At 64.7% G+C, this 23,604-nt stretch carries 29 protein-coding genes; 24 read left to right on the forward strand and 5 right to left on the reverse strand.

The window, feature by feature from the left end; all coding sequences use genetic code 11:
• Positions 1–37 precede the first annotated feature (37 nt).
• The 7 genes from ACYHH6_RS01495 (at position 38) to ACYHH6_RS01525 (ending at position 4,518) form a co-directional block, all read left to right on the forward strand.
• Positions 38–238 carry a hypothetical protein gene (locus ACYHH6_RS01495; protein ID WP_352591406.1) on the forward strand — a complete coding sequence of 67 codons (201 nt, stop codon included), beginning with the start codon at positions 38–40 and terminating at the stop codon, positions 236–238.
• Positions 239–284: 46 nt separating this feature from the next.
• Entirely contained in the window at positions 285–824 is a 540-nt protein-coding gene (locus ACYHH6_RS01500; protein ID WP_352591409.1) for a sigma-70 family RNA polymerase sigma factor, read from the forward strand.
• Positions 821–1,108: an anti-sigma factor family protein gene (locus ACYHH6_RS01505; protein WP_352591412.1), complete on the forward strand. Its 288-nt coding sequence runs from the start codon at positions 821–823 to the stop codon at positions 1,106–1,108. Before ACYHH6_RS01500 ends, ACYHH6_RS01505 begins: the two co-directional genes overlap by 4 nt.
• Positions 1,105–1,701 carry an anti-sigma factor family protein gene (locus ACYHH6_RS01510; protein ID WP_488500394.1) on the forward strand — a complete coding sequence of 199 codons (597 nt, stop codon included), beginning with the start codon at positions 1,105–1,107 and terminating at the stop codon, positions 1,699–1,701. The genes ACYHH6_RS01505 and ACYHH6_RS01510 overlap by 4 nt, the downstream gene beginning before the upstream one ends.
• Positions 1,702–1,766: 65 nt before the next feature.
• Positions 1,767–2,756 carry a sugar phosphate isomerase/epimerase family protein gene (locus ACYHH6_RS01515; RefSeq protein WP_352591418.1) on the forward strand — a complete coding sequence of 330 codons (990 nt, stop codon included), beginning with the start codon at positions 1,767–1,769 and terminating at the stop codon, positions 2,754–2,756.
• Complete coding sequence (locus ACYHH6_RS01520; RefSeq protein WP_352591421.1) at positions 2,753–3,628, forward strand: MurR/RpiR family transcriptional regulator; 876 nt, start codon at positions 2,753–2,755, stop codon at positions 3,626–3,628. Before ACYHH6_RS01515 ends, ACYHH6_RS01520 begins: the two co-directional genes overlap by 4 nt.
• A complete protein-coding gene (locus ACYHH6_RS01525; RefSeq protein WP_352591424.1) occupies positions 3,625–4,518 on the forward strand; it encodes a ribokinase in 894 nt (297 codons plus the stop codon). Before ACYHH6_RS01520 ends, ACYHH6_RS01525 begins: the two co-directional genes overlap by 4 nt.
• Before the next feature lie 216 nt (positions 4,519–4,734).
• Here ACYHH6_RS01525 and ACYHH6_RS01530 read toward each other — a convergent pair whose 3' ends face one another.
• Positions 4,735–5,061, reverse strand: a complete 327-nt coding sequence (locus tag ACYHH6_RS01530; protein ID WP_352591427.1) for a c-type cytochrome — start codon at positions 5,059–5,061, stop codon at positions 4,735–4,737.
• A gap of 185 nt (positions 5,062–5,246) precedes the next feature.
• Here ACYHH6_RS01530 and purE point away from each other — a divergent pair, with 185 nt between their 5' ends.
• Positions 5,247–5,744, forward strand: a complete 498-nt coding sequence (gene purE / locus ACYHH6_RS01535; RefSeq protein ID WP_181057916.1) for a 5-(carboxyamino)imidazole ribonucleotide mutase — start codon at positions 5,247–5,249, stop codon at positions 5,742–5,744.
• Positions 5,741–6,817 carry a 5-(carboxyamino)imidazole ribonucleotide synthase gene (locus ACYHH6_RS01540; RefSeq protein WP_352591430.1) on the forward strand — a complete coding sequence of 359 codons (1,077 nt, stop codon included), beginning with the start codon at positions 5,741–5,743 and terminating at the stop codon, positions 6,815–6,817. The genes purE and ACYHH6_RS01540 overlap by 4 nt, the downstream gene beginning before the upstream one ends.
• Before the next feature lie 45 nt (positions 6,818–6,862).
• Here ACYHH6_RS01540 and ACYHH6_RS01545 read toward each other — a convergent pair whose 3' ends face one another.
• A complete protein-coding gene (locus tag ACYHH6_RS01545; protein ID WP_352591433.1) occupies positions 6,863–7,291 on the reverse strand; it encodes a lysozyme inhibitor LprI family protein in 429 nt (142 codons plus the stop codon).
• Between the two features lie 240 nt (positions 7,292–7,531).
• On the opposite strand from ACYHH6_RS01545, the gene ykgO reads away from it, so the two are divergent.
• The 4 genes from ykgO to ACYHH6_RS01565 all read left to right on the forward strand — a co-directional run bounded on the left by ykgO (position 7,532) and on the right by ACYHH6_RS01565 (position 10,107).
• Entirely contained in the window at positions 7,532–7,657 is a 126-nt protein-coding gene (ykgO, locus tag ACYHH6_RS01550; RefSeq protein WP_006203764.1) for a type B 50S ribosomal protein L36, read from the forward strand.
• Between the two features lie 113 nt (positions 7,658–7,770).
• Positions 7,771–8,358, forward strand: a complete 588-nt coding sequence (locus ACYHH6_RS01555; protein WP_352591436.1) for a tetratricopeptide repeat protein — start codon at positions 7,771–7,773, stop codon at positions 8,356–8,358.
• Positions 8,359–8,567: 209 nt separating this feature from the next.
• Positions 8,568–9,635, forward strand: coding sequence for an alpha/beta fold hydrolase (locus tag ACYHH6_RS01560; protein ID WP_352593566.1), 1,068 nt, complete (start codon positions 8,568–8,570; stop codon positions 9,633–9,635).
• Positions 9,636–9,642: 7 nt separating this feature from the next.
• Complete coding sequence (locus tag ACYHH6_RS01565) at positions 9,643–10,107, forward strand: hypothetical protein (RefSeq protein WP_352593563.1); 465 nt, start codon at positions 9,643–9,645, stop codon at positions 10,105–10,107.
• Between the two features lie 8 nt (positions 10,108–10,115).
• Here the strand turns inward: ACYHH6_RS01565 and pyk are convergent, their stop codons facing one another.
• Both pyk and ACYHH6_RS01575 read right to left on the reverse strand, forming a co-directional pair.
• Complete coding sequence (gene pyk / locus ACYHH6_RS01570) at positions 10,116–11,561, reverse strand: pyruvate kinase (RefSeq protein WP_352593561.1); 1,446 nt, start codon at positions 11,559–11,561, stop codon at positions 10,116–10,118.
• Positions 11,558–12,046: a DUF1036 domain-containing protein gene (locus tag ACYHH6_RS01575; RefSeq protein ID WP_246501904.1), complete on the reverse strand. Its 489-nt coding sequence runs from the start codon at positions 12,044–12,046 to the stop codon at positions 11,558–11,560. The genes pyk and ACYHH6_RS01575 overlap by 4 nt, the downstream gene beginning before the upstream one ends.
• Before the next feature lie 245 nt (positions 12,047–12,291).
• Here ACYHH6_RS01575 and ACYHH6_RS01580 point away from each other — a divergent pair, with 245 nt between their 5' ends.
• From ACYHH6_RS01580 to ACYHH6_RS01590, 3 genes are all read left to right on the forward strand, one after another.
• Positions 12,292–13,089 carry an N-formylglutamate amidohydrolase gene (locus ACYHH6_RS01580; RefSeq protein WP_352593558.1) on the forward strand — a complete coding sequence of 266 codons (798 nt, stop codon included), beginning with the start codon at positions 12,292–12,294 and terminating at the stop codon, positions 13,087–13,089.
• A 10-nt stretch (positions 13,090–13,099) separates the two neighbouring features.
• Complete coding sequence (locus ACYHH6_RS01585) at positions 13,100–13,408, forward strand: DUF1244 domain-containing protein (RefSeq protein WP_352593555.1); 309 nt, start codon at positions 13,100–13,102, stop codon at positions 13,406–13,408.
• Positions 13,409–13,842: 434 nt separating this feature from the next.
• The gene (locus tag ACYHH6_RS01590; protein ID WP_352593553.1) at positions 13,843–15,018 is read left to right on the forward strand and encodes an MFS transporter; all 1,176 of its coding nucleotides are present in this window, start codon (positions 13,843–13,845) and stop codon (positions 15,016–15,018) included.
• On the opposite strand, the gene ACYHH6_RS01595 is transcribed toward ACYHH6_RS01590, so the two are convergent.
• Positions 14,982–15,890: a LysR family transcriptional regulator gene (locus tag ACYHH6_RS01595; RefSeq protein ID WP_352593550.1), complete on the reverse strand. Its 909-nt coding sequence runs from the start codon at positions 15,888–15,890 to the stop codon at positions 14,982–14,984. The two genes, ACYHH6_RS01590 and ACYHH6_RS01595, sit on opposite strands and share 37 nt — an antisense overlap.
• A 95-nt stretch (positions 15,891–15,985) precedes the next feature.
• Here ACYHH6_RS01595 and ACYHH6_RS01600 point away from each other — a divergent pair, with 95 nt between their 5' ends.
• From ACYHH6_RS01600 to ACYHH6_RS01635, 8 genes are all read left to right on the forward strand, one after another.
• Complete coding sequence (locus tag ACYHH6_RS01600; RefSeq protein ID WP_352593547.1) at positions 15,986–16,942, forward strand: SDR family oxidoreductase; 957 nt, start codon at positions 15,986–15,988, stop codon at positions 16,940–16,942.
• Between the two features lie 141 nt (positions 16,943–17,083).
• A complete protein-coding gene (locus ACYHH6_RS01605) occupies positions 17,084–17,944 on the forward strand; it encodes an FAD binding domain-containing protein (RefSeq protein ID WP_352593544.1) in 861 nt (286 codons plus the stop codon).
• Positions 17,944–18,420: a (2Fe-2S)-binding protein gene (locus tag ACYHH6_RS01610; protein WP_352593541.1), complete on the forward strand. Its 477-nt coding sequence runs from the start codon at positions 17,944–17,946 to the stop codon at positions 18,418–18,420. Before ACYHH6_RS01605 ends, ACYHH6_RS01610 begins: the two co-directional genes overlap by 1 nt.
• A gap of 3 nt (positions 18,421–18,423) precedes the next feature.
• The gene (locus tag ACYHH6_RS01615; RefSeq protein WP_352593538.1) at positions 18,424–20,688 is read left to right on the forward strand and encodes a xanthine dehydrogenase family protein molybdopterin-binding subunit; all 2,265 of its coding nucleotides are present in this window, start codon (positions 18,424–18,426) and stop codon (positions 20,686–20,688) included.
• A gap of 14 nt (positions 20,689–20,702) precedes the next feature.
• Positions 20,703–20,948: a MoaD/ThiS family protein gene (locus ACYHH6_RS01620; RefSeq protein WP_023712829.1), complete on the forward strand. Its 246-nt coding sequence runs from the start codon at positions 20,703–20,705 to the stop codon at positions 20,946–20,948.
• 186 nt (positions 20,949–21,134) lie between these two features.
• Positions 21,135–22,043 (forward strand): tyrosine-type recombinase/integrase, encoded by a 909-nt coding sequence (locus ACYHH6_RS01625; protein WP_352593666.1) that lies wholly within the window; start codon positions 21,135–21,137, stop codon positions 22,041–22,043.
• A gap of 2 nt (positions 22,044–22,045) precedes the next feature.
• Complete coding sequence (locus ACYHH6_RS01630; RefSeq protein WP_352593664.1) at positions 22,046–23,239, forward strand: IS91 family transposase; 1,194 nt, start codon at positions 22,046–22,048, stop codon at positions 23,237–23,239.
• Positions 23,236–23,466, forward strand: coding sequence for a hypothetical protein (locus ACYHH6_RS01635; protein WP_352593662.1), 231 nt, complete (start codon positions 23,236–23,238; stop codon positions 23,464–23,466). Before ACYHH6_RS01630 ends, ACYHH6_RS01635 begins: the two co-directional genes overlap by 4 nt.
• The last annotated feature ends 138 nt before the right edge of the window (positions 23,467–23,604 follow it).

Genomic DNA, 23,604 nt, shown 5'->3' on the forward strand with positions numbered 1-23,604 from the left:
CTCGGCATACGCCATCGCTGGCGTTGAGGAGACGGATATGCCGCATCATTACTGGGATCGCGATCATGGCCACGGCACCAGCCGTCGTCATGCGCTGGACCGCATGAGCGTCACCAGTCTCCTTTCCATGGCGCTTGACACCGGTGACGCAGATGAATTCACTTTCGCTACTGCAGGCGGCTTTGCCTGTTTCTGCGGGGTTCGCCCGCACAAGCAGGGCGAGACCGGCACTGGCTGAGAGCGCAAGGCCTGTTCGTCCTGGAGTGTCCGATCATGGTGCTGCCTTGAGCGAGAGGGCCTTGGCCGAACGCTTCAAAGAAGTGGTGCTGCCGCATCTCGGCGACGCGCTTGCGCTGGCGCGTTGGCTGACCGGCAATGCCGCCGACGCCGAAGATGTCGTGCAGGACGCCTGCATCAAGGCGCATGCCGGCATGTCAGGCTATGCCGGCGGCAACACGCGCGCCTGGCTGCTGACCATCGTGCGCAACACCGCCTACACCTGGATGTCACGCAACCGGCCGCGCGGCATGATGGCCGTCGGCGACCTCGGCGATCTCGACGAGATGGCGGCTGCACACGGCACGAGTATGCCGGACGAGGAAGGTCCAGAGGCGAGCCTGATCGCCAAGGCCAATACGGCAGCGCTGGAATCCGCGGTCGCCGCGCTGCCGCAGCCGTTCCGCGAGACGCTGGTGCTGCGCGACATCAACGGCTTCAGCTATCGTGAAATAGGGGCCATGCTTAGCGTGCCGATCGGCACGGTGATGTCACGGCTGGCGCGGGCTCGCGGCCTGCTTGCGTCCGAACTGGGGAGAGCGCCATGACCGCCCATGATGACGGACTGCCCAACGATCCCGAAGGCATCAGGCTGATGATCCACGCTCTGGTTGATGGCGAACTCGATGCGGCCGCCGCACTTGCCGTGGAACGCCGCATCGCCGCCGATCCGACGCTTGCCGCCGAGCATGCCCGCATCCTTGCCTTGCAAGGCGCGGTCGGCCGCTTGCCGCGCCCCGATGTCAGCGATGCCTTTCGGGCCCGCATCGCGGCGGTACGGCATCGGCACAACGGCCGCAGGGCGAGGCACCGTCGGCGCTGCCGGGATTGATCGCCGGTGCAGCCCAGCAACGGCGAGCCACCGATACGCGGCCTTCCCAGGCGAGGCCATCGCCAAGGGTGCGCCGCTTCGGCTCCTTCGACTGGCGCGCCATGGCGGCGTCGATTGTCATGACCGCAGTGCTGGCCAGCGGCACCACGCAATGGGTGATGTTCAATGCCGCATCGGACAGCGTCGCAGCAGAGATCGCCGGCGACCATCGCCGCAGCCTGCTCGCTGCCAGCCCGATCGACATCGTCTCGTCCGACCGCCACACGGTGAAGCCATGGCTCGATGCCCGCATCGGTGTGTCGCCGCCGGCGCCCGATCTTGCCACGGATGGCTTCGCGCTGATCGGCGGCCGGGTCGAGGTGGTCTCGGGCCGTCCGGTTCCGGCGCTGGTCTACCGCCACCGCGAGCACCTGATCACGCTGGTGGCCGAGCCGCAGCAAGGCGGTCGCGTCACCGAACCGAAGGACGTTTCCTCGGGCGGCTTCTCCATGGTGCACTGGAGCGACGGCGCCTTCTCCTACTGGGCGATCTCCGACATGGAGCGCCCCGAGCTCGACGATTTCGTCGCCCGCTTCCGCAAGGCAGCGGTGTGACGCCAAATTGAAACTTTACAAAATTCTTCGTTTGTGTGAAGTCACGATCGCCAAAAGGGTCGACCATGACAGCCAGTCGTTTCGCCACGCGCCTGAATTCCTTTGCTTCGCGCCCACAGGCGGAGTGGCCCGGCCTCACCGGAAAGCCGTCCCTGATGCAGATGGCGGCGCGCGCCGCGAAGGTTGCCGGGCTGACCGACGTCGATTTGAATTTTCCCGACCATGTCGGCGAAAAGCCTGCTGAAATTGCACGAAGGCTCCGCGAGCTCGGCCTAGGCATCAACGGCTTTGCCATGCGCTACTATTCCAATCCGGCCTTCAAGCTCGGCGCCTTCACCAATCCCGATCCGGCGGTGCGCCGCGAGGCCATCGACATGACCAAGGCCGGCATCGATGCAGTGCGTGAGGCTGGCGCCAGCCTGATGACGCTCTGGCTTGGCCAGGACGGCTTCGACTACGCCTTCCAGGCCGACTATGCGGCGATGTGGCAACACGAAATCGATGGAATTCGTGAAGTCACCGCACATGATCCGGATTGCCAGATAAGCCTGGAATACAAACCCAATGAACCCCGCTCCTACAGCCTGATGCCGGATGCGGCGACGACACTGCTGGCGATCCGCGATGTCGGCCTTCCCAATCTCGGCGTTACGCTCGACTTCGCCCATGTGCTCTATGCCGACGAGCAACCGGCCTTTGCCGCCGCGCTGGTGGCGCGTCATAGCAAGCTGCTCGGCGTGCATCTCAACGACGGCTACGCCAAGCGCGACGATGGGCTGATGGTTGGCGCCGTGCATACGCTGCAGACCATCGAACTTCTGAGGCAGATCCGCCGCGACGGCTACGTCGGCGCAATCTATTTCGACACGTTCCCCGACATGACGGGGCTCGATCCGGTTCACGAATGCGAAGTCAACATCGCCACCGTCAAACGCATGCTGCACATCGTCGACCGGATCGACCGCGACAACCGTCTGTCCGCCGCGATAGGCAGCCAGGACGCGGTGACATCGCAGGCCATCATCCAAGAAATCATGCTCGGACCGGACACATGAGCCTGAGCGGGATGGACCTGAAAGCGGTAGGTCCGCGCATCCGCATGATGATGCCGAACCTCACCCCGCTGGAAGCGAAGGTGGTGGAGACCGTCTTCGGCCGGCGCCGCTTCGACGAGAGCATTCCCCTGAAGGAGATTGCCGGGGAGTCGGGCGTGTCCGAGGCGATGGTGGTCAAGATTGCCAAAAAGCTGGGCTTCTCCGGTTATCGCGAGTTCCGCACTGCCGTTTATGAATACAGCCGCCTGCCGACAGCGGAGATGCACCGCGAGCTGTCGTTGGACGACGGCCCTGCGGAAATCGTGCAAAAAGTGTTCCGCACCTCGATCCAGGCTCTGGAGGAAACGCTGGCGATCCTTGATATCGCAGAATTCGACCGTGCCGCTGATTTGCTCTACAGGGCAAGGAACCGTGACTTCTATGGGGTCGGCGGTTCGGCGCAGATCGCGCGCGACGTCTCGCACAAATTCCTGCGCATTGGCATCCGCGCGTCCGTCTATGACGATTCGCACATGATGCTGATGTCGGCCTCGCTGCTGGGCGCCGATGATATCGCCGTCGGTTTCTCTCATTCCGGCAACACGTCGGCCGTGATCGACGCCATCCAGTTGGCCCGCAGCAACGGCGCACGCACGCTGGCCATCACCAACTACGACACGTCCCCACTCGCTGGGTTAGCCGACATCGTGCTGTGCTCGACCGCGCAGGGCTCGCCATTGATGGGAGAGAATGCGGCGGCACGCATTGCACAGCTCAATATTCTCGACGCGCTGTTCGTGGCGGTAGCGCAGCGCGATTCCCAGTCGGCGGAGCGCAATCTTGGCCGCACCATGTCGGCGGTTAAATCAAAACGAAAAGACCGCGGCTCATGAGCAATCCGCCACTGGTCACCGTGTTTGGCAGCCTGCATTACGACATCATGGTCGATGCGCCTGATAGGCCACGCAAGGGCGAGACCGTAACCGGCCATGCCTGGCACCCGAAATGTGGCGGCAAGGGCGGCAACCAGGCGGTTTCGGCGGCGTGCGCCGGCGTGCGTGCGGCGATGATCGGAGCCGTCGGCGACGATGATTTCGGCACGGCTCTGCTGGCCAATCTCATGCGCGCCGGCGTCGACCACAGCTGTGTGCGGGTGGTGCGGAATACAGGCTCCGGCATGAGCGTCGCGATCTTCGACGCAGAAGGCGACTACGGCGCAGTGATCGTCTCGGGCAGCAACCTCACTTTGGGCGAGGCCGACATTGCCTCGGCTTCCGAAATGGTGGCCCAAACGGTGGTGCTGCTGCTGCAGAACGAAGTGCCCGAGGCCGCCAACATCGCCGCCGCGCGCGCGGTGAAAACGAGGGGCGGCCAGGTCGTGCTCAACGCGGCTCCGGCCCGCAAACTCTCCGATGATCTGATCGCGCTGGTCGACATCCTCATCGTCAACGCCATTGAGGCCGAATTCCTGGCCGGCATGGCGGTGGTCGAAACGCTCGACGGTGCCGCGCAGGCAGCGCGACGCCTTGTCGATCTCTGCCCCACGGCAATTGTCACGGCAGGCGGCGAAGGTGTCGCCTGTTGTGAGCGGAGCGGCGAAGCCTTCGCGCTCCCTGCCATTCCGGTCAAGGTTGTCAGCACGCATGGCGCGGGCGACGAATTCGTCGGTGCGCTGGCCGCAGCCCTAGCCAGGGGACAGGCCATGCGGGTGGCCCTCGCCGCCGCCAACGCCGCTTCGGCCGTGCTGGTCTCGGCGCCGCAGGTCGAACGTTCCGGTAGCTAACGGCCGGTTTTGACATCACCAAAAGACACCAGGCCCCGGGTAGTGTCTCAGTTTGAAATCCAGAAAATCGCCGGTCACGTTTGAAGCCCTAGGCGAAACCGCCCATGCTTAGCGGAAAGCATGGGGACGGAACGCTTTGGTCGATGGACGATCTTTGCGAGAAGGTGGACGCCGTAGCGCCTAAGCCGGGTCCGCGCGGACCATACAAAAAGGGGCCTAAGGCGGAGCTTCGACGGTAAACTTGATCGCGGCATAGTAAGCCGCAACATTGGCGATGTCTTCATCACTCAGGCTCTTGACGACCGCCGACATCATTTGACTCTTGCGCTGTCCGACCTTGTAACCCCACAGCGAGGCGACGAGATAGTCGTACTTCTGCCCGGCGATATTGGGCACGTAAGACAGTTTGCCGAGGCCATCCTTGCCGTGGCACGATTGGCATTTCACCATGACCGTCTGGCCGGCGGTGCTGTCGCCTCCTCCTGCCTGCGCAAATGGCGAGGTGACCACAATGGCAGCCAGGCCAAGGATCAAACCACGCATAGCTATGCTCCGTGAATTGCTCCGTAGATCGGACTACAAGGCACCCTACACCCGGCGAGACGGCATAGCGAATCTTCCATGGTCGAAGATCGGAATTTCAAACTGAGACACTACCAGGCGCCGCGCATCCTTGCCGTCGATGCCGAATTCCGCTAAGGCGCGCCTTTGCCGCCGGGAGCATGCGCTTGACCGATCACCGCGCCGACGTCGCCATCATCATGGGCAGCCAGTCCGACTGGGCGACGATGCGCCACGCCGCCGAAACGCTTGAGGCGCTTGGCATCCCGCACAAGCGCCTGATCGTCTCCGCCCACCGCACCCCCGACCGGCTCTATGATTTCGCCAAGGGCGCCAAGGCGGCCGGCTACAAGGTGATCATCGCCGGCGCCGGCGGTGCCGCCCACCTGCCCGGCATGACGGCGGCAATGACGCCGCTGCCGGTGTTCGGCGTGCCGGTCGAATCGAAGGCGCTGTCCGGTCAGGATTCGCTGCTCTCCATCGTCCAGATGCCGGCAGGCATCCCGGTCGGCACGCTGGCCATCGGCAAGGCGGGTGCGGCCAACGCCGCCCTTCTGGCAGCCGCCGTATTGGCGCTCAACGATGAGCGGCTCGCCGCCCGGCTCGATGCCTGGCGCGCCGCCCAGACCGCCAAGGTCGCCGCTGAACCGACGGACGCGCCGTGAGCCTGCCGGCGGGATCGACCATCGGCATCATCGGCGGTGGCCAGCTCGGCCGCATGCTGGCTGTTGCCACCGCGCGCCTCGGCTACCGCACCGTGATCCTCGAGCCGCAGGCGGACTGCCCGGCGGCCCAGCTCGCCAACCGGCAGATCACGGCAGCCTATGACGATGCCACCGCCCTTGCCGAACTGGCAGCGGTTAGCGCCGTCGTCACCTACGAATTTGAGAACGTGCCGGTGGCCGCCGCCAGCGCGCTTGCCGCCAAGGTTCCGGTCTATCCGCCACCCAGGGCGCTGGAGGTGGCGCAGGACAGGGTCACGGAGAAGCAATTCCTCAATGGCATCGGCATCAAGACCGCGGATTTCCGCACTGTCGACAATGACGACGAGCTGACCGCGGCGCTGCGAGAGTTCTCGGGCAGCGGCATCTTGAAGACGCGCCGCATGGGCTATGACGGCAAGGGCCAGCGTGTCTTCCGCAACATGGAGACCGGCGGCTTTGCCGGCACCTGCGAGGCCATGGGCAATGTGCCGCTGATTCTGGAATCGTTCGTCGCTTTCGAGCGAGAGATTTCAGTGATCGCCGCGCGCGGGCCGGACGGCGCTGTCGCCGCCTACGATCCGGCCGAGAATGTCCACCGCGACGGCATCCTCCACACTTCCACTTTGCCGGCCCAGATCAGGCTGGAAACGGCGGCGGCGGCGCAAGCGGCGGCGGCAAAAATCCTGTCGGCCCTCGATTATGTCGGCGTCATCGGCGTCGAGTTCTTCGCCCTCGCCGATGGCTCGCTGCTGGCCAACGAAATGGCGCCGCGCGTGCACAATTCCGGCCACTGGACGGAAGCTGCCTGCATCGTTTCGCAGTTCGAGCAGCACATCCGCGCCATTGCCGGCCTGCCGCTGGGCAACCCCGGCCGGCATTCCAACTGCGTCATGGAGAATTTGATCGGCGACGACGTCCTGCGCGTACCCGCTCTGCTCGCCGAGCCCGAACTGATGCTGCATCTCTACGGCAAGGCGGAAGCCCGCCCAGGCCGCAAGATGGGCCATTTCACCCGCATCAGCCGGCGTAGCTGAGCAATTCCAGGAAAGCGCGCTCGCTTTGCCTGAGGGGCGTGGACCCTATTGCAGCTCGTTGTTCAGATCCCCGTCTTCATCGGGGCTGGCGCAACTCGCGTCGCCTTCCTGGCAATTGGCGCCGGACGTCAGCTGCTTGGTGCGCTGCTCCGTCAGTTCGGTCAGGCATTGCGAAACCTCCATCGGATGGATGGAGCCGCCTTCGCTGTCTGTCGTGGTATAGGCGCATTCGGCGTCGCGGAAGGCGATCCAGGCGCGCTGCGCGACCTGCAGCAGCTTCCTGCTCTTGTCGTCGTTGCGGCTGATCAGATCCTTGTAGGCCTGGTTGAGCTTGGCGTCAGCCGCCTGATAGTCCTCGCCGGCACAGATGTTCATCATCTGCTGGCTGTCGTCGTTGCGGTCGCATTCCTGCGCCTGTGTGGTGGAGGCCGCTGCCAGAACGGCAAGGCAGGCGAACACAAACAACAGGCGCACGGACCTCTCCAAATCAGCTTGCGGGCGCCGCACCATTCCAGCCCGCCTTCGGCGGCGCAATGGCGTCGAGCCGAGATGGCGGATATTTGATGGCCAAAGCCGTTCTCAGCCTCTATGCGGCACGCTTGCGGTTGACACGGGCAAGGCTCCTCGTTTATGAGCCACGCAAGTTCAAAGGCGCGTCTTCTGGCGCGCCTTAATAATTCGGCCCGGACAGGGCCCAGACCGACGGGCAAGACCATGAAGATCAAGAATTCGCTCAAGGCGTTGAAGGCGCGTCACCGCGACAACCAGCTGGTTCGCCGCAAGGGCCGCATTTACATCATCAACAAGACCGCTCCGCGCTACAAGGCGCGCCAGGGCTGAGTTTTCGGCCGGAGGCTCGTTGCCTCCGTCCCTGTGATGTTATTTGCCGGAGATCCGGCACTTTCACGCTAATTTCAGTTTGACGATCCGCCGTCCGGGGTTAGATTCCGGCGATGCGGATTCTTTTTGCATTTTTCGCGACCCTCTTCCTGTTCAGCGCCACAGCAGTGCGAGCGGATGATCCACCGGCCGCCACGACGCCGCCGGTTGCCGTGACCAAGGAAGCCCGGCTCGACCAGCTGTTTGCCGACCTGAAGCGCGAGCGCAACGAAAAGGCTGCCGAGCGCATCGCCGGGCGCATCTGGGGCGAATGGTTCCAGTCAGGCAGCGCCTCGATCGACCTGATGATGCAATGGTCGCAAAAGGCGATGGATGACCAGAAGTTCGACGTCGCCCTCGACTTCCTCGACCAGGTCGTCACCCTGCAGCCAAAATATGCCGAAGGCTGGAACCGGCGCGCCACCGTGCACTACATGATGAGAAATTTCGGGAAATCGATGTCCGACATCGACCAGACGCTGCAGCTGGAACCACGCCATTTCGGCGCGCTTTCTGGCCTGGCGCAGATCATGGCCGCCACCGGCCACAAGCAATCGGCGCTCGAAGCCTGGCAGAAGGTGCTGGCCATCTACCCGATGATGCGCAGCGCCCAGGACCAGGTCGCAACCCTTTCGGAAGAGCTTGCCGGCGAAGGCATTTGAGTCAGGGGAATAAGGCAGTAGGGCAGTAAGGCAGTATGTGAAGTGCCGGGAATGGCTCGCCCTACTGCCCTACTGCCCTACTGCCCTACTGCCCTACTGCCCTACTGCCCTACTGCCCTACTGCCCTACTGCCCTACTGCCCTACTGCCCTACTGCCCTACTGCCCTACTGCCCAAAACTTATCCCCCTCCACCCCCGTACCTCTCCTCATGAACCTCATCTACGCCGCCTGTGCCTTTCTCCTCGCGCTCGTCTTTGCCCTTGCCGGTGTCACCCGCGCCGGCGCATGGCTGATCGAGTGGCGCAATCCGCCTGCCGGCGAATTTGCCGACATTGACGACGCTCGCATCCACTATGTCCACGTGCCGGCGCCACGAAATGCCGAGTTGCCGGCGATCGTCTTCATCCATGGCGCCAGCGCCAACCTTAGGGATCAAATGCTGCCGATCCGGCCTTTGCTCGAGGGCCGCGCCGAAATGGTGTTCGTCGACCGGCCGGGGTTCGGCTGGTCGGAACGCGGCCCCGGCAACAATGAAAGCCCGTCGGCGCAAGCCAACGCCATCGCCAAGCTGATGGACCGCCTCGGCATTCAGAAGGCCATCATCGTCGGCCATTCCTTCGGCGGCGTGGTCACCGCCGCCTTTGGTCGCGAGCACCCCGACAAGACGCTCGGCCTCGTCTTCCTGTCGCCGGTCAGCCACCCCTGGCCGGGCGGCGCGACCGCCTGGTACTATAAGCTGACCGCCACCCCCATCATTGGCTGGCTGTTCTCGGAGACATTGGCCTATCCGGCCGGCACACTGCAGATGAACGGCGCCACGGCTTGCGTGTTTTCGCCCAACAAGGTGCCGGACTTCTATGTCGGCAACGCCTCGATCCCGCTGGTGCTGCGTCCCGGCGCTTTTCGCGCCAATGCCATCGATGTCGCCGGCCTCTACGACTATGCGCTCAGGGCCGCGCCGCATTACCGCGACATCAAGGCGCCGACGATCGTCATCTCGGGCGATCGTGACAAGGTGGTCTATGCCTCGATCCATTCGGTCGGCCTGGTCAAGGACATTCCGGGCGCCGAGCTGATCTGGGTCCACAATCTCGGCCACAAGCCGGATTGGATCGCACCAGACCTCGTCGTCGGCGCCATCGAGAAAGTCGCCGGCAAGGACGTCGACCTCAAGGCGCTGGCAAAAACCGTGGAGACGCGGATCGCCGGCGACGCCTACAATGAGGGGCAATGCCCCGACATCACGGTGCCCGACGCGGAACTCGCCCCGACCTGATCGCCTCATGTACGTCCTGAAACACGGCATCAAGAAAAACCCGGAGAAGCGATGGGCATTGCCGGACCGCGTCTTCTTCGGCCATGGCGGCTGCGCCATTCTCGCAGGCGCCTTTCTCGAGCACCCTCCTCTGGAAGGATTTTACGGCGAACGTATCCTTCCAGGCGAGGGCTTTTCCGGGAACCATATCTATGTGACCAACGGCGTTATCGCGTTCGACTACCATGGCTATTCAGCCCGTGAGCGGCTGCTGGAACACCATGGAAGAGGCTGGGCATCGCACAGCCCCGGATGGCACTGCGCAATCACCAGGGTCGATTTCGATCTGCTCGACACGGTCGAACTCAACCGGCGAAAGATACTGGGTCCGGACCAGTACCTGCACGACCCCGTTCCCCGGGCTCGCCACTTCCTTCGGCGCCTCGATCACGCCGAAGCCGCGGCAAGAGCGCTGCGAACTGTGACGCGTTGAAGCCTCTCTCAGCCTATGTTGCGGCTGACCTGCGCGTCCGATCCGACATAAGCGATGCGCAGCATGTTGGTCGAGCCCGGCGTCCTCAGCGGCACGCCGGCCGTGATGATGACGCGGTCGCCCGGCTGGCCGAACCCCTCTTCGAAAGCGATGCGGCAGGCGCGGTCGACCATATCGTCGAGATCAACGGCATCGGGCGAGACGACGCAATGTGTGCCCCACAGCAGCGACAGCCGCCGCGCCGTGTTGAGGATCGGCGACAGCGCGATGATCGGCACTTGCGGCCGCTCGCGCGCGGCGCGCAGGCCCGTGGTGCCCGACGCCGTATAGGTGATGATCGCCGACAGTTTCAGCGTCTCGGCGATCTCGCGCGCGGCGAGCGAAATGGCGTCGGCGCCGGTCGCTTCCGGCTCCGAGCGCTGCGCGTTGATGATGCCGGCATAGGTCGGGTCGGTTTCGACCTTGGTGGCGATGCGGTTCATCATCGCCACCGCCTCGACCGGATAAGCGCCGGCCGCCGACTCGGCTGAAAGCATGATGGCGTCGGCGCCCTCGAACACGGCGATCGACACGTCGGAGACTTCGGCGCGGGTCGGCACCGGGGCGGTGATCATCGATTCCAGCATCTGCGTGGCGACGACCACCGGCTTGCCGGCGCGGCGCGCCGCGCGCGTGATCTGCTTCTGGATGCCGGGCACCGCTTCGAGCGGCATTTCGACACCGAGATCGCCGCGGGCGACCATCAGCGCGTCGGACAGTTCGATGATTTCGGCCAGCCGGGCGACGGCTTGCGGCTTTTCGATCTTGGCCATGATCAGCGCCCGGCCGCGCGCGATCTTGCGGGCTTCGGCGAGATCCTCCGGCCGCTGCACGAAGGACAGCGCCACCCAGTCGACGCTTGCCGCCAGCACCGCATCGAGGTCCTTGCGGTCCTTCTCGGTCAGCGCACCGACCGGCAGGTCGGTGTCGGGCAGGCTGACGCCCTTCTTGTCGGAGATCGTCGTGCCGGCGACGACCGTGCAGGTGATCGACTTGCCGTCGCTCTTCAGAGCCTTGAGCTCCAGCTTGCCGTCGTCGATCAACAGACGGTGGCCGGCCTCGACCGAGCTCAGGATTTCGGGATGCGGTAGGTAGACCCTGGTCGAATTGCCGGGCTCGGGATTGTTGTCGAGCGTGAAGGTCTGGCCAGCCGTCAGCACCTCCTTGCCGTTGGCGAACTTGCCGACGCGCAGCTTCGGCCCCTGCAGATCGGCCAGGATGCCGATCGGACGGCCGACCTTTTCCTCGACGGCGCGGATGCGGGCGACCAGCGTGCGCATCAGCTCGTGGTCGGTGTGGCTCATATTGATGCGGAAGACATCGGCGCCGGCTTCGAACAGCTTCTGCAGCATCTCCTCGGACGAGGAGGCTGGACCGATGGTGGCGAGGATCTTGACCTTGCGGCTACGTCTCATTGACTGTTTGTTCCCGGGGCGGCTGGTGCGCCTCCCGTTGTGGACTCATCGGTCAGCTGGACCATCCAGCTTGCCTGCTCGCCCGTGTCATATTCCTGGAATCCGGCGCGCTGGAAGCCCCGGGCGACGCAATCGGTAACGCCGGCGATCTTGAACTCTTTTTCGGCCACGCACATGTTGATCGGGCCATCCCAACGCCCGCCACGCTCGGCGTCTTCTGCATAAAGATAGTAAAACCTTGATGACAGCGGCCCTTCGATCAGCGTCTTGCAGCTCGATCCTTCGATGTGCCACCAGCCCTCGGTGATCCAGCCGGCCTTGGCGCGGTAGCCGATGCCGACGCCGACCAGGTTCTGCGTGGCGTTGCAGACGCGGAAATCGGCGCGGGCGGGCGAGGCCGCGACCAGCGCGGTAAGTCCCACCGTCAAGGCCAGGAGCGGCACGGCAAAGGCGCTGCGCGCACGCGGCCTGCCGGCGGAACCCATCCCGAAACCCCTCAACAACGTCATCTGCATCTCTCAACGCCCCTTTTCGGAAAAGTCCGGGCGCATGTCAACGCGCCGTTCTGTCCAATTCCAATCGATTTAGAAAGGCCCCCGACACGCAATCTGCCGCGCGTGACCGGATTTTCGCAGAAACCGTGGCCAAACAACGGCATTGCGCCAGCGTCCTCTTCGTGGAATGACGATACCACCCTCCCCGGAAGCCAGCGAACAGACCTTTTCAGCCAATGACCCGATCCACAGTTTTCGCGCCTTTCGATCTTGTCGAAGGCGACCGCAAGCGAGGCATCGTGCTTGTCGCCGACCATGCCCGCCGCGACCTGCCGGAGGAGTATGGCAGCCTCGGCCTGCCGGCGGCACAACTCGAGCGTCACATCGCTTACGACATCGGCGTCGAGACGGTGATACGCGAACTGGCGGCAGCGCTCGACGTGCCGGCGGTGATCGCCAATTATTCGCGCCTGCTGATCGACCCCAATCGCGGCGAGGACGACCCGACGCTGATCCGTCAGCTCTATGACGGCACCGTGGTGCCGGGAAACTACCCGATGGCATCGGAAGAACGCGAAAGGCGGCTCGACGGCTTCTATCGGCCCTATCACGACGCGGTCGGCGCCATGATCGCCTCGGTGGCGCAGGCTTCAGGCAAAGCGCCTTTCATCTTCTCGGTGCATTCCTTCACCCCGGCCATGCAAGGCATTGCGAGGCCCTGGCATGTCGGCATCCTTTGGGACCTCGACGACCGCGTGGCGCGGCCGCTGATCGACATGCTGGCGCAGGACACAAACCTCGTCGTCGGCGACAACGAACCCTATGATGGCGCGCTGCGCGGCGACACCATGTTCAAGCACGCCATCGTCAACGGCTTTCCCCATGCGCTGATCGAGATCCGTCAGGACCTGATCGCTGATCAGAAGGGTGCGATCGCGTGGGCTGAACGGCTGGCGCCGATCGTTGACGCCATCGATCGTCGTCCCGATATACATCAGGTGAAAATGTTCGGCTCGCGCACCGGGCCGCTGTGAGGATCAAGACATGACCGAGCTCAGCGACGAACAGAAACGCGATTTCGAAGCCGCCGCCTTCCGCCGGCTGATCGAGCATCTGCGCGAACGCAGCGATGTGCAGAACATCGAGCTGATGAACCTCGCCGGCTTCTGCCGCAACTGCCTGTCGAACTGGTATCGCGAGGCCGCCAATGCCGAGGGCGTCGACCTCGGCAAGGATCAGTCGCGCGAAATCGTCTACGGCATGCCCTATGCCGACTGGCAGGCGCTCAACCAGACAGAGGCTTCGGACGCCAAGAAGGCCGAGTTCGAGGCGAGGCGGCCGAGGGATCACTAGCGCCCGGCGGGCAACGCTTATAGGCGTCCACGCGCCCGCGATTGGCGGAGCCCTACGCGACTTCGTCATCCTAGGGTGGAGCAGTCGCGCAGCGACGTCGCGGAAACCCTAGGATCCATGCCGCGAGGGGCCGGCACGGACACAGCGGCTCAGAATGATGGTTGCGCCCACCAGGCCTGATTCTGCGCCGTCGCATCGCACAGACGGCACGGAATGGATCCTCGGGTCTGCGCCGCGTCGCTACGCTCCTTGCTCCGCCCGTGGATGACGAAGGGATGGGGCGTTTTCGCCAATCTCCAACGTCTGATGGTCCACCGAACGGTACCGACTCCATTGCCGCTTTGGTCCAAGCATTTCCTCAACCACAGCGCTTGACTGCAAATTGAATCGATCTAATTTGCCGCGCGAAGCCATTTTTGACCGGATTCGAACCCATGGACGCGCAAAACACCATGCAGGGCGCCATTCGCGGGCGATGGGCCGTAGCTGCCATCTTCCTCGCCAACGGCTTCCTGACTGGCAGCTGGGCGCCGCAGATTCCGGTGTTCCTGACCCGGCTCGACATCACAAAATTCACGCTCGGCCTGCTGATCCTGTTGTTCGGCGTCGGCGCGGTCGCGGCCATGAGCTGGTGCGGCCATCTGATCTCGAAACATGGCTCGCGCACGGTGCTGCGCTGGTTCGGCCTGTGCGGCAGCCTCGGCCTGCTGGTCGTGGCGCTGGCGCCCAACGTGCCGCTGGCGGCGATCGCCATGGTCATCTTCGGCGGCTCGATCGGCGGCATGGATGTCGCCATGAACGCCAATGCGGTGGTGGTGGAAAGAAGGCTGTCCCGCGCCATCATGTCGTCGTCGCATGGCTTCTGGAGCCTTGGCGGTTTCGCCGGTGGCGGCCTGGGCGGCTACGCCATACAGACCTATGGCCATCTCGCCCATGCGGCTGTCGTCACGGTCATCGCTTTTGCCGTCATAGCCGTGGCGGTCGGCTACCTCATCGCCGAGGACAAGCCGCAGGCCGCCGAGCATCATAAATTTGCGCTGCCGGCCAACCCGCTGGTCTATCTGGTCGGCCTGATGGCGCTGCTGACCATGATCTCCGAAGGCGCCGTGCTTGACTGGGCGGCGCTTTATCTCCGCCAAGAGCTTGGCGCCGACCTTGCCATTGCCGGTCTTGCCTACGCCGCCTTCTCCGGTGTCATGGCGATCATGCGCTTTTTCGGCGACGGCGTGCGCAACCGCTTCGGCGCGGTAGCGACGCTGCGCGGCTCGGCCATCGTCGCCGCCGCCGGCATGCTGATCGCCGGCCTGTCGCCTTCGCCCTGGGTCGCCATCGCGGCCTTTGCTCTCTGCGGCTTCGGCATCGCCAACATGGTGCCGATCATCTTCTCGGCCGGCGGCAACCAGGAAGGCATGTCGTCGGGCACCGGCATGAGCGTCGTCACCACCATGGGCTATTCCGGCATATTGGTGGCGCCGTCGGCGATCGGCTTCGTCGCCGAGCATTTGAGCTTTGGGCCGATCTTTGTCGCCATGTCGGGGCTATTGATCGTCGTGCTCTTGATGGCCGGGCTCGCTCACCGCGCCGAATTCGCGGCCGCTCCCGCCGAATAGCGCTTCAGCTCCTCGTAGAGGAAATCGGCGACGCGACGGATGCGCACGCTGGTGCGCACGTCGCGATGCATGGCCAGCCACACCGGCAGGCTGGGCAACGGCATGCCCGGCAGCAGTTTTTCCAGCAATGGGTCGCTGTCGGCCAGCGGCTCCTGGCCGAGGCCAATGCCGTTTCCCGCCCGCAACGCCTCCCACAGGACGATCTGATTGTCGGTCCTGAAACGAAAATTGCCACGGGTGACCGGGATGCCGAACTGGGTAAAGCCGCGGATCATTTCGTCGCTACGGTCGAAGCCGATCAGCGGATGGTCGACAAGGTCGGCGGGCTTGAGCGGGCGGCCGCGCCGGTCGAGATAGGATTTGGCCGCGCAGCAGCACAGCGCAATATCGCAGACCTTGCGCGCCGTCAGCTCGTTCTGTGCCGGCTTGACCATGCGGATGGCAATGTCGGCATCGCGCCTTAGCAGGTTCTCGACCTGGTTGGAGGCGACGATCTCGACCTCGATGCCCGGCTCCTCGATGCCGAGCCGCGCCGTCATCTTCGGCAGCACATAGGCGGCCACCACCTCGCTTGCGGCGATGCGCACCGTGCCTTCGATCGCCTCGACCGAGCCCAGCGCCAGTAGCGAAAAGGCGCTCGCCTGCTCGCTCACCACCTTGCCGCGCTCGAACAGCGTGGCGCCGGCTTCCGTCAGCGCATAGCCGCGCCGTCCGCGCCGGAACAGCGTGACGCCGAGCGCCTGTTCGAGCTCGCCAATGTGACGGCCAAGCGTCGGCTGGCTGGCCGACAGCTTTCGCGCGGCGGCCGAAAGGCTGCCGGTTTCCGCCACGGTGACGAAGCTCTTGATCAGGTTCCAGTCGATCTCTGTCATTCATTCATGAATATCAAAACTGCATCCGTAGTCAATTTTCATTCGAATGTGGAGGCATCATATTCGACCTGCAGACACAAACACGGAGACGAAAAATGACCAAGATCGCAATTCTGGGCGCCAATGGCCGGCTCGGCCGCGTGGTTGGCAAGGCCTTCATCGACGCCGGCTTCGACGTCCGCGCCGTCACCCGCACCGGCAGGGTGCCAGCCGAACTGAACGGCGCGGCGGCCGTCGCGGGCGACGCCATGGACCGCCAGTCGCTGATCCGCGCGACCGAGGGCGTCGACATCGTATTCAACGGCCTCAACCCGATCTACACCGACTGGGGCAAATGCCTGCCGATGGCCGAAAACGTCATGGCCGCCTGCCATGCCAACGGCGCGCTGCATCTCTTCCCCGGCACCGTCTACAACTACGGCTCACCGATGCCTCCGGTGGTGACAGAAGATACGCCGTTCCGCCCGACCACCGAGAAGGGCCGCATCCGCTGCGCCATGGAAGCGCTGTTTGGCCGCGAGGCGGATGCCGGCCGCGTGCGCACCATCATTCTGCGGGCCGGCGATTTCTTCGGCGGCACCGGCAGCGGATCGTGGTTCGACCTCGTCGTCGCCGCAAAGATGAACAAGGGCGTCTATACCGCGCCCGGCCCGGCCAACCTCGTGCATGAATGGGCCTACCTGCCGGACTTCGCCGTCGGCTTCGTCGGCCTGGCGCGCAATCTGGACAAGCTCGGCTTCTACGAAGCGCTCAACTTCCCCGGCCATGCCGTCACCGACATGGACATCAAGGAAGCCGCCGAGAAGGCGCTGGGACGTCCGCTGAAACTGACCTTCATGCCCTGGTGGGTGCTGCGCGCCGGCAGCTCGTTCGTGGCAATGTGGCGCGAGATCGTCTCGATGTCTTATCTCCGCTTCGAACCGCACCGGCTCGTGTCCGACCGGCTGGAAGGCATCATCGGCGAGATTCCGCACACCCCGTTGGATCAGGCTGTGGCAGAGGCGCTCGATGACATCGGCATCACCGCCCCTCGTGCAAAAGACGCAGCGTAGGCATACAGTGTAGGGCGTCAGCCACGCTTGGTATGGAACCCAACTCGCACCTGGCCCAATCGCGGAAATGAGCAACCGGATGGTCATTGTGAGGAGACTGTTTATAACGGTCGGCGAGATCACGATGACCAAGGGGAGACGATGCGTTACATACGTCCGCTTTCAATCGAAGATGCCGTTGGCCTGCTGGCCGGCTCTTCCGGCACATCAGCCATTCTAGCCGGAGGCAGCGACCTCCTCGTCAGGATGAAGGGCGGCTTCGTCGAGCCCGACCTGATCGTCGATATCAAGGCAATCGAAGGCTTGAGCGAGATCCGGCAGACCGCCGACGGCTTCAGCATCGGCGCGACTGTTCCTTGCGCCGTGCTGGGCGAGAACTCAGCTCTGAAGAAGGCTTGGCCCGGCGTCGTCGAAGCGGCGAAGCTGATCGGTTCGAAGCAGGTGCAGGGACGCTGCACCATCGTTGGCAATCTGTGCAACGCTTCGCCGGCCGCCGACAGCGTCCCGGCTTTGGTGGCCGCCGGCGCCAGGGCTGTGGTTGCCGGTCCTTCGGGCAAGCGCACCATTGCCGTGGAGGCCGTGCCGATCGGGCCCGGCAAGACCTCGCTCGCCAAGGGCGAGATCATCGAGGCGATCCTGCTCGACAGCCAAGCGCCGCGTTCGGGCGATGCCTATCTCAGATTCATTCCGCGCACCGAGATGGACATTGCGGTGGTCAGCGCCGGCGTGAACCTGACGCTCGACGAACATGGTGTCATCACAGCCGCCCGCGTGGCGCTTGGCGCCGCGGCCCCGACCGTGCTTCTGGTCGAAGAGGCAGCCGAGGCTCTCATCGGCAGGAAGCTCGACGAAGCAGCGCTTGAGCGGCTGGCCAAGGTCTGCGCGGGGGCCTGCCGGCCCATCGACGACAAGCGCGGCACCATCGAGTTCAGACGGAAAGTTGCGGGCGTGCTGGCTACGAGAGCCGCGACGACCGCCTATGCACGTGCAGGAGGCAAATGATGGCCGGTGTAGCAGTTTCAACGACAATCAACGGCGATCACGTCGAGTACCTTTGCCAACCCGACGAGACGTTGCTCGACGTCCTGCGCGACCGGCTCGGGCTGACCGGCGCCAAGGAAGGCTGCGGCACCGGCGACTGCGGCGCCTGCAGCATTATCCTCGACAACCGGCTGGTCTGCTCGTGCCTGGTGCTCGGCGCGGAAGCCGAGGGCCGAATTGTCGAGACCGTCGAGGGCATGGCGCATGGCGACCAGCTGCACACACTGCAGCAGAAATTCCTCGAGCATGCGGCCCTGCAATGCGGCATCTGCACGCCGGGTTTTTTGATCGCGGCGAAGGACCTTCTGGCCAAGAACCCCGATCCGTCCGAGGAAGAAATCCGCTTCGGCCTCGCCGGCAATCTCTGCCGCTGCACCGGCTACGACAAGATCGTGCGCGCCGTCCAGGACGCGGCTAATGTGATGAAGGGAGCGTAAGCCATGAATTTCGATCCGCGCTTTTCAGGCCGCAAATTCGCATCCGTCGGCACCCGCCCTATCCGGCCCGACGGCATCGACAAGGTGACGGGACGTGCGCGCTACGGCGCCGACTTCAACATGGCGGGGCAGCTGGTCGGGCGTGTTCTGCGCAGCCCGCATGCCCACGCAAAGATCCTGAAGATCGACACCTCGAAGGCGGAAAAGCTGGCCGGCGTGAAAGCGGTGATCACCGCCGCCGACCTGCCCGATCTCACCGATGGCGACGCCGCCATGTTTGACGTCCTCGACAATTGCATGGCGCGCACGAAGGCGCTCTATGACGGCCATGCCGTGGCCGCGGTCGCGGCCGTCGATGCCCGCACGGCGCGGCAGGCGCTGAAGCTCATCCAGGTCGACTACGAGCTTTTGCCGCATGTCACCGATGTCGACGAGGCGATGAAGCACACAGCCCCCTTGATCAACGACACGATCTTCACCGAGGGCCTCGAGGAAAAGCCGAAAAAACCGTCCAACGTCACCAAGCGCAGCCAGTTCGGCCATGGCGATGTCCATCAGGGTTTCGGACATGCCGATTTCATCGTCGAGCGCTCGTTCAAGACCGAGCAGACGCATCAAGGCTATATCGAGCCGCATGCCTGCGTGGCGAACGTCTCGTCCGACGGCACCGCGGACCTCTGGGTCTGCACGCAAGGACATTTCGTCTACCGCCAGCACTGCGCCCAGCTGCTCGGGCTGGAAGCCTCGAAGCTGCGCGTCACCTCGTCGGAGATCGGCGGCGGCTTTGGTGGCAAGACCCATGTCTGGGCAGAACCGGTGGCGCTGGCTTTGTCGCGCAAGGCAGGCCGGCCGGTCAAGCTCGTCATGACCCGCGATGAAGTGTTCCGCGCCTCTGGCCCGACCAGCGCGACCTCGATCGACGTGAAGATCGGCGCCCGCAAGGATGGCACCATCACCGCGGCAGAGGCGACGCTGCGCTATTCCAGCGGCCCCTATGCCGGCACCTGGGCCGAGATCGGCGCCATGACGGCGTTTGCCTGCTACAAGCTCGATAACGTCAAAACCGTCGGCTTCGAAGTGCTGGTCAACCGGCCGAAGACCGCCGCCTACCGCGCGCCGTCAGCACCCATGGCGGCGTTCGCCGTGGAAAGCGCCGTCGACGAGCTGGCCAAGGAGCTCGGCATGGATCCGGTCGAGTTCCGCATCAAGAACGCCGCGCAGGAAGGCACGAGATCCTCCTACGGCCCGGTCTACGGCCCGATCGGCATCGGCCCGACGCTGGAGGCGGCGAAGACCCATCCGCACATGAAGGCGCCGCTGGCCAAAAACCAGGGCCGCGGCATGGCCTGCGGCTTCTGGTTCAACTTCGGCGGCCAGACCTGCACCGACCTCAACATCGGCATGGACGGCTCGGTGTCGCTGGCCGTCGGCACCGTCGACGTCGGTGGGTCCCGCGCGTCGCTGTCGCTTGTGGCGGCGGAAGAGCTCGGCATTGCCTATGAGCAGGTCAAGGCTGTTGTCGCCGACACGTCTTCCCTCGGCTACAACGACATGACGGATGGTAGCCGCGGCACCTTCTCGTCCTCGATGGCGACCATCTCGGCCGCCCGCAACGCGATCAAAATCCTGCGCGACCGCGCCGCGCAGATGTGGGACATCCCGGTCGACGACGTGGTCTGGGAAAACGGCCACGCCATCGCCAAGGGCGAGAAATACGGCAACCTCGCAGCACTGTCGCTGAAGGAGATCGCGGCCGCTTCCGGCAAGACGGGCGGGCCGATCGCCGGCCACAGCGAGCTCGTCGCCGACGGCGCCGGCGTCTCCTTCGCCACCCATATATGCGATATCGAGGTCGACCCCGAGACCGGCGCTGCGCGCGTCGTGCGCTACACGGTGATCCAGGATGCCGGCAAGGCTGTGCACCCGACCTATGTCGAGGGCCAGTACCAGGGCGGCGCCGCGCAAGGCATCGGCTGGGCGCTCAACGAGGAGTACATCTACGGCAAAGACGGGCGTCTCCAGAACGCCGGCTTCCTCGACTACCGCATCCCGGTCTGCTCGGACCTGCCGATGATCGACACCCAGATCCTGGAAATACCCAACCCCAACCACCCCTACGGCGTGCGCGGCGTCGGCGAGACCTCGATCGTGCCGCCGCTGGCGGCGATCGCCAATGCGATGTCGAATGCCGCCGGCGTGCGCATGACCCACATCCCGATGTCGCCGCCCCGCGTGCTCGCCGCGATCGAGGCGGAACGGCAAGGTTAGAGCGAGGTCTCGCAATGGTCGAAGTCACCCTCTGGGGCGCCCTCGGCCAGCTCGCCGGCGGCCAGAGCAAGGTCGAGGTCGAGGCCAAGGACATAAGGGAGCTGTTCAGGAAGCTGGCTGAACAGTATCCCGGCATAGAGCCCTGGATCGAGAAGGGCATCGCGGTGGCCATCGACGGGACGATCTATCGCGATACCTGGTCGAAGGAATTGCCACAGGGGGCGGAGATTTTTCTGCTGCCGCGGCTGGCTGGGGGGTGACGGGACCGCCCCGCCATCGGCTAGCATCAAGGCCTCGAACGTCGTGGTTTGGGCCGGAGAACGAACCCGCTGCGCGGGATGGGCGCGTGGGGTGAGGTAGCGATCACGACCCGGACGTCGCGCTCGCATTGAGGGTGGTTCGGCAGCGGCAGAGCATGGCGGGCTTCTTCAACAAGGAGCCTGACCATGCACCATCCCGTTCTCGATGCACCCGTCAGCCCGCTGCGCCAGCGGCTGATCGACGACATGAACATGCGGCGCTTCTCACGCGAGACGCAGCGCAACTATCTCCGCGACATCGGACGCCTGGCGACATTCCTCGGGCGTTCACCAGACACCGCTACCGCCGACGACCTGCGCCGGTTCCAGATCGAGCAGCAGGAGGACGGCGTTCCCGTGCCAACGATGAACAGCATCGTGTCGGCACTGCGCTTCTTCTTCACCCACACGCTCGACCGCCCGGACCTGGCGCGCAGGCTTGTCCGGCTGGCGCATCCGCGCAACCTGCCCGTGGTGCTCAGCCGCGACGAGGTGGCCCGGCTGCTCAACGCCACCACGTGTCTCAAGCACCAGGCCGCATTGTCAGTCGCCTATGGCGCGGGCCTGCGTGTCGCCGAGGTGTCGATGCTGAAGGTTGCCGACGTCGACAGCGAGCGCATGCTGCTGCGCGTCGAGCGTGGCAAGGGCGGGCGCTATCGCAATGCCATGCTCTCGGAGGACCTGCTCACGCTTCTGCGTGAGTGGTGGAAGGTCGGACGTCAGCAGGGCGTGATGCACCGTGACGGCTGGCTGTTCCCCGGACAGCACGCGATGAAGCCGATCAGCACGCGGCAGCTCTATCGCATCGTCGTCGAGGCGGCCCAGGCCGCCGACATCGCCAAGCGGGTCGGGCCGCACACGCTGCGCCACAGCTTCGCCACCCACCTGCTGGAGGACGGCACCGACATCCGGATCATCCAGGTCCTGCTCGGGCATGCCAAGCTCAACAACACCGCCCTTTACGCGAAGGTGGCGACCCGAACGGTGCGCACGGTCACGAGCCCGCTCGACAAGCTTGGCCTGTTCAAGCCGGAAGAGATCTCATCCGACGGCTGAGCGTGCGCGCCTCGATCGAGGTTGCCGACGTCTTCCGTGCTGCCGGACCCGCTTACCGGGCCGCCCACGCAGGTCATCTGAGCCTGCAGCAGCTCAAGGTCATGTCGGCGATCGAGTATTGCCGCACCGCAGCCCTTGGCGGTCACGTCGAGGCTTGCGAGGACTGCGGCCAATGGCGGATCGCCTACAACTCCTGCCGCAACCGGCACTGCCCGAAGTGCCAGGGCGCGGCGGCGCGGACGTGGCTGGCCGAGCGCGAGGCCGACCTGCTGCCGGTCGGCTACTTCCATGTCGTGTTCACGCTGCCCGCCGAGGTCGCCGACATCGCGTTCCAGAACAAGGCGCTCGTCTACGACCTGCTGTTCAAGGCGGCAGCGGAGGCGATGCTGACGATCGCGGCGGATCCAAAGCATCTCGGCGCGCGCATCGGCATCACCGCCGTCCTTCACACTTGGGGCTCGGCGATGACGCTCCATCCGCATGTCCACATGATCGTGCCGGGCGGCGGCATCGCGCCGGACGGAAGCCGCTGGATATCTTCTCGGCCGGCCTTCCTGCTTCCGGTGCGCGTACTCGGCAAGCTGTTCCGACGGCTCTTCCTCACCCGGCTGGTCGCTCTGCACGACGCAGGACGGCTCGCCTTCTTCGGATTTATGGCGCACCTGTCCGCGCGGCAGGCATTCGTGCGGCACCTGTCGCCGGTCCGCAAGAAGCGCTGGGTGGTGTACGCCAAGGCGCCGTTCGCCGGGCCGGAGGCAGTGCTCGCCTATCTGTCCCGCTATACCCACCGGGTTGCGATCTCGAACCGCCGCCTCATCCGGTTCGATGAAGCAGGGGTCACGTTCCGCTACAAGGACTATCGTCGTGACGGCACCGATCGGCAGCAGGTCATGACACTCGCCACCGACGAGTTCATCCGCCGATTCCTGCTCCACATCCTGCCGCGCGGCTTCCACCGCATCCGTCACTACGGCCTGCTCGCCGGCGGCTCCCGCAAAGGCAGCCTCGCACGCGCCCGCGAACTGCTGAACGTTGCTGCGCCGTCGGAGGACGACAACTCGGTAGAACCGACTGACTTCCGTCCGCCATGCCGATGCTGCGGCGGAAGCATGATCATCATCGAGACGTTCGAACGGTGGCGACAGCCGCGCGGACCGCCGGACACCACCGCGACGAACCGGGAGAACTCTCCATGACCCGGCATGGCATGCTCCAGCGTTCAGCCGCAGGCGCCCAGCCTCCGGCAACGGACCCACGCGTGTCCATGGTGATCATCGACGCCGAACGGGTCGCGTCCGGCCGCGCGCCGAGCCGACAATACCGCGTGGCTGAAAGGCGAAGCGGTCCGTCCACATCAAAACCGACGCTTGCCGGCGGCGGTCGCGCCGTCGCCGACACCAGCCGCAAATCGAAATCCCCATAGCCATCGACTGTGGCCCACGGGTTCCTTCCTCGGGGACTTTCGTACGCCTGCCGGCGCCCGAAACTCTTCACGGAAGCGGAAGAACCGCTTTTGGGCGGATTGAACTGAAAGCCCACCTTCGCGCCCAGCACATCGGCG

Source organism: Mesorhizobium sp. P171375 (assembly GCF_057786075.1).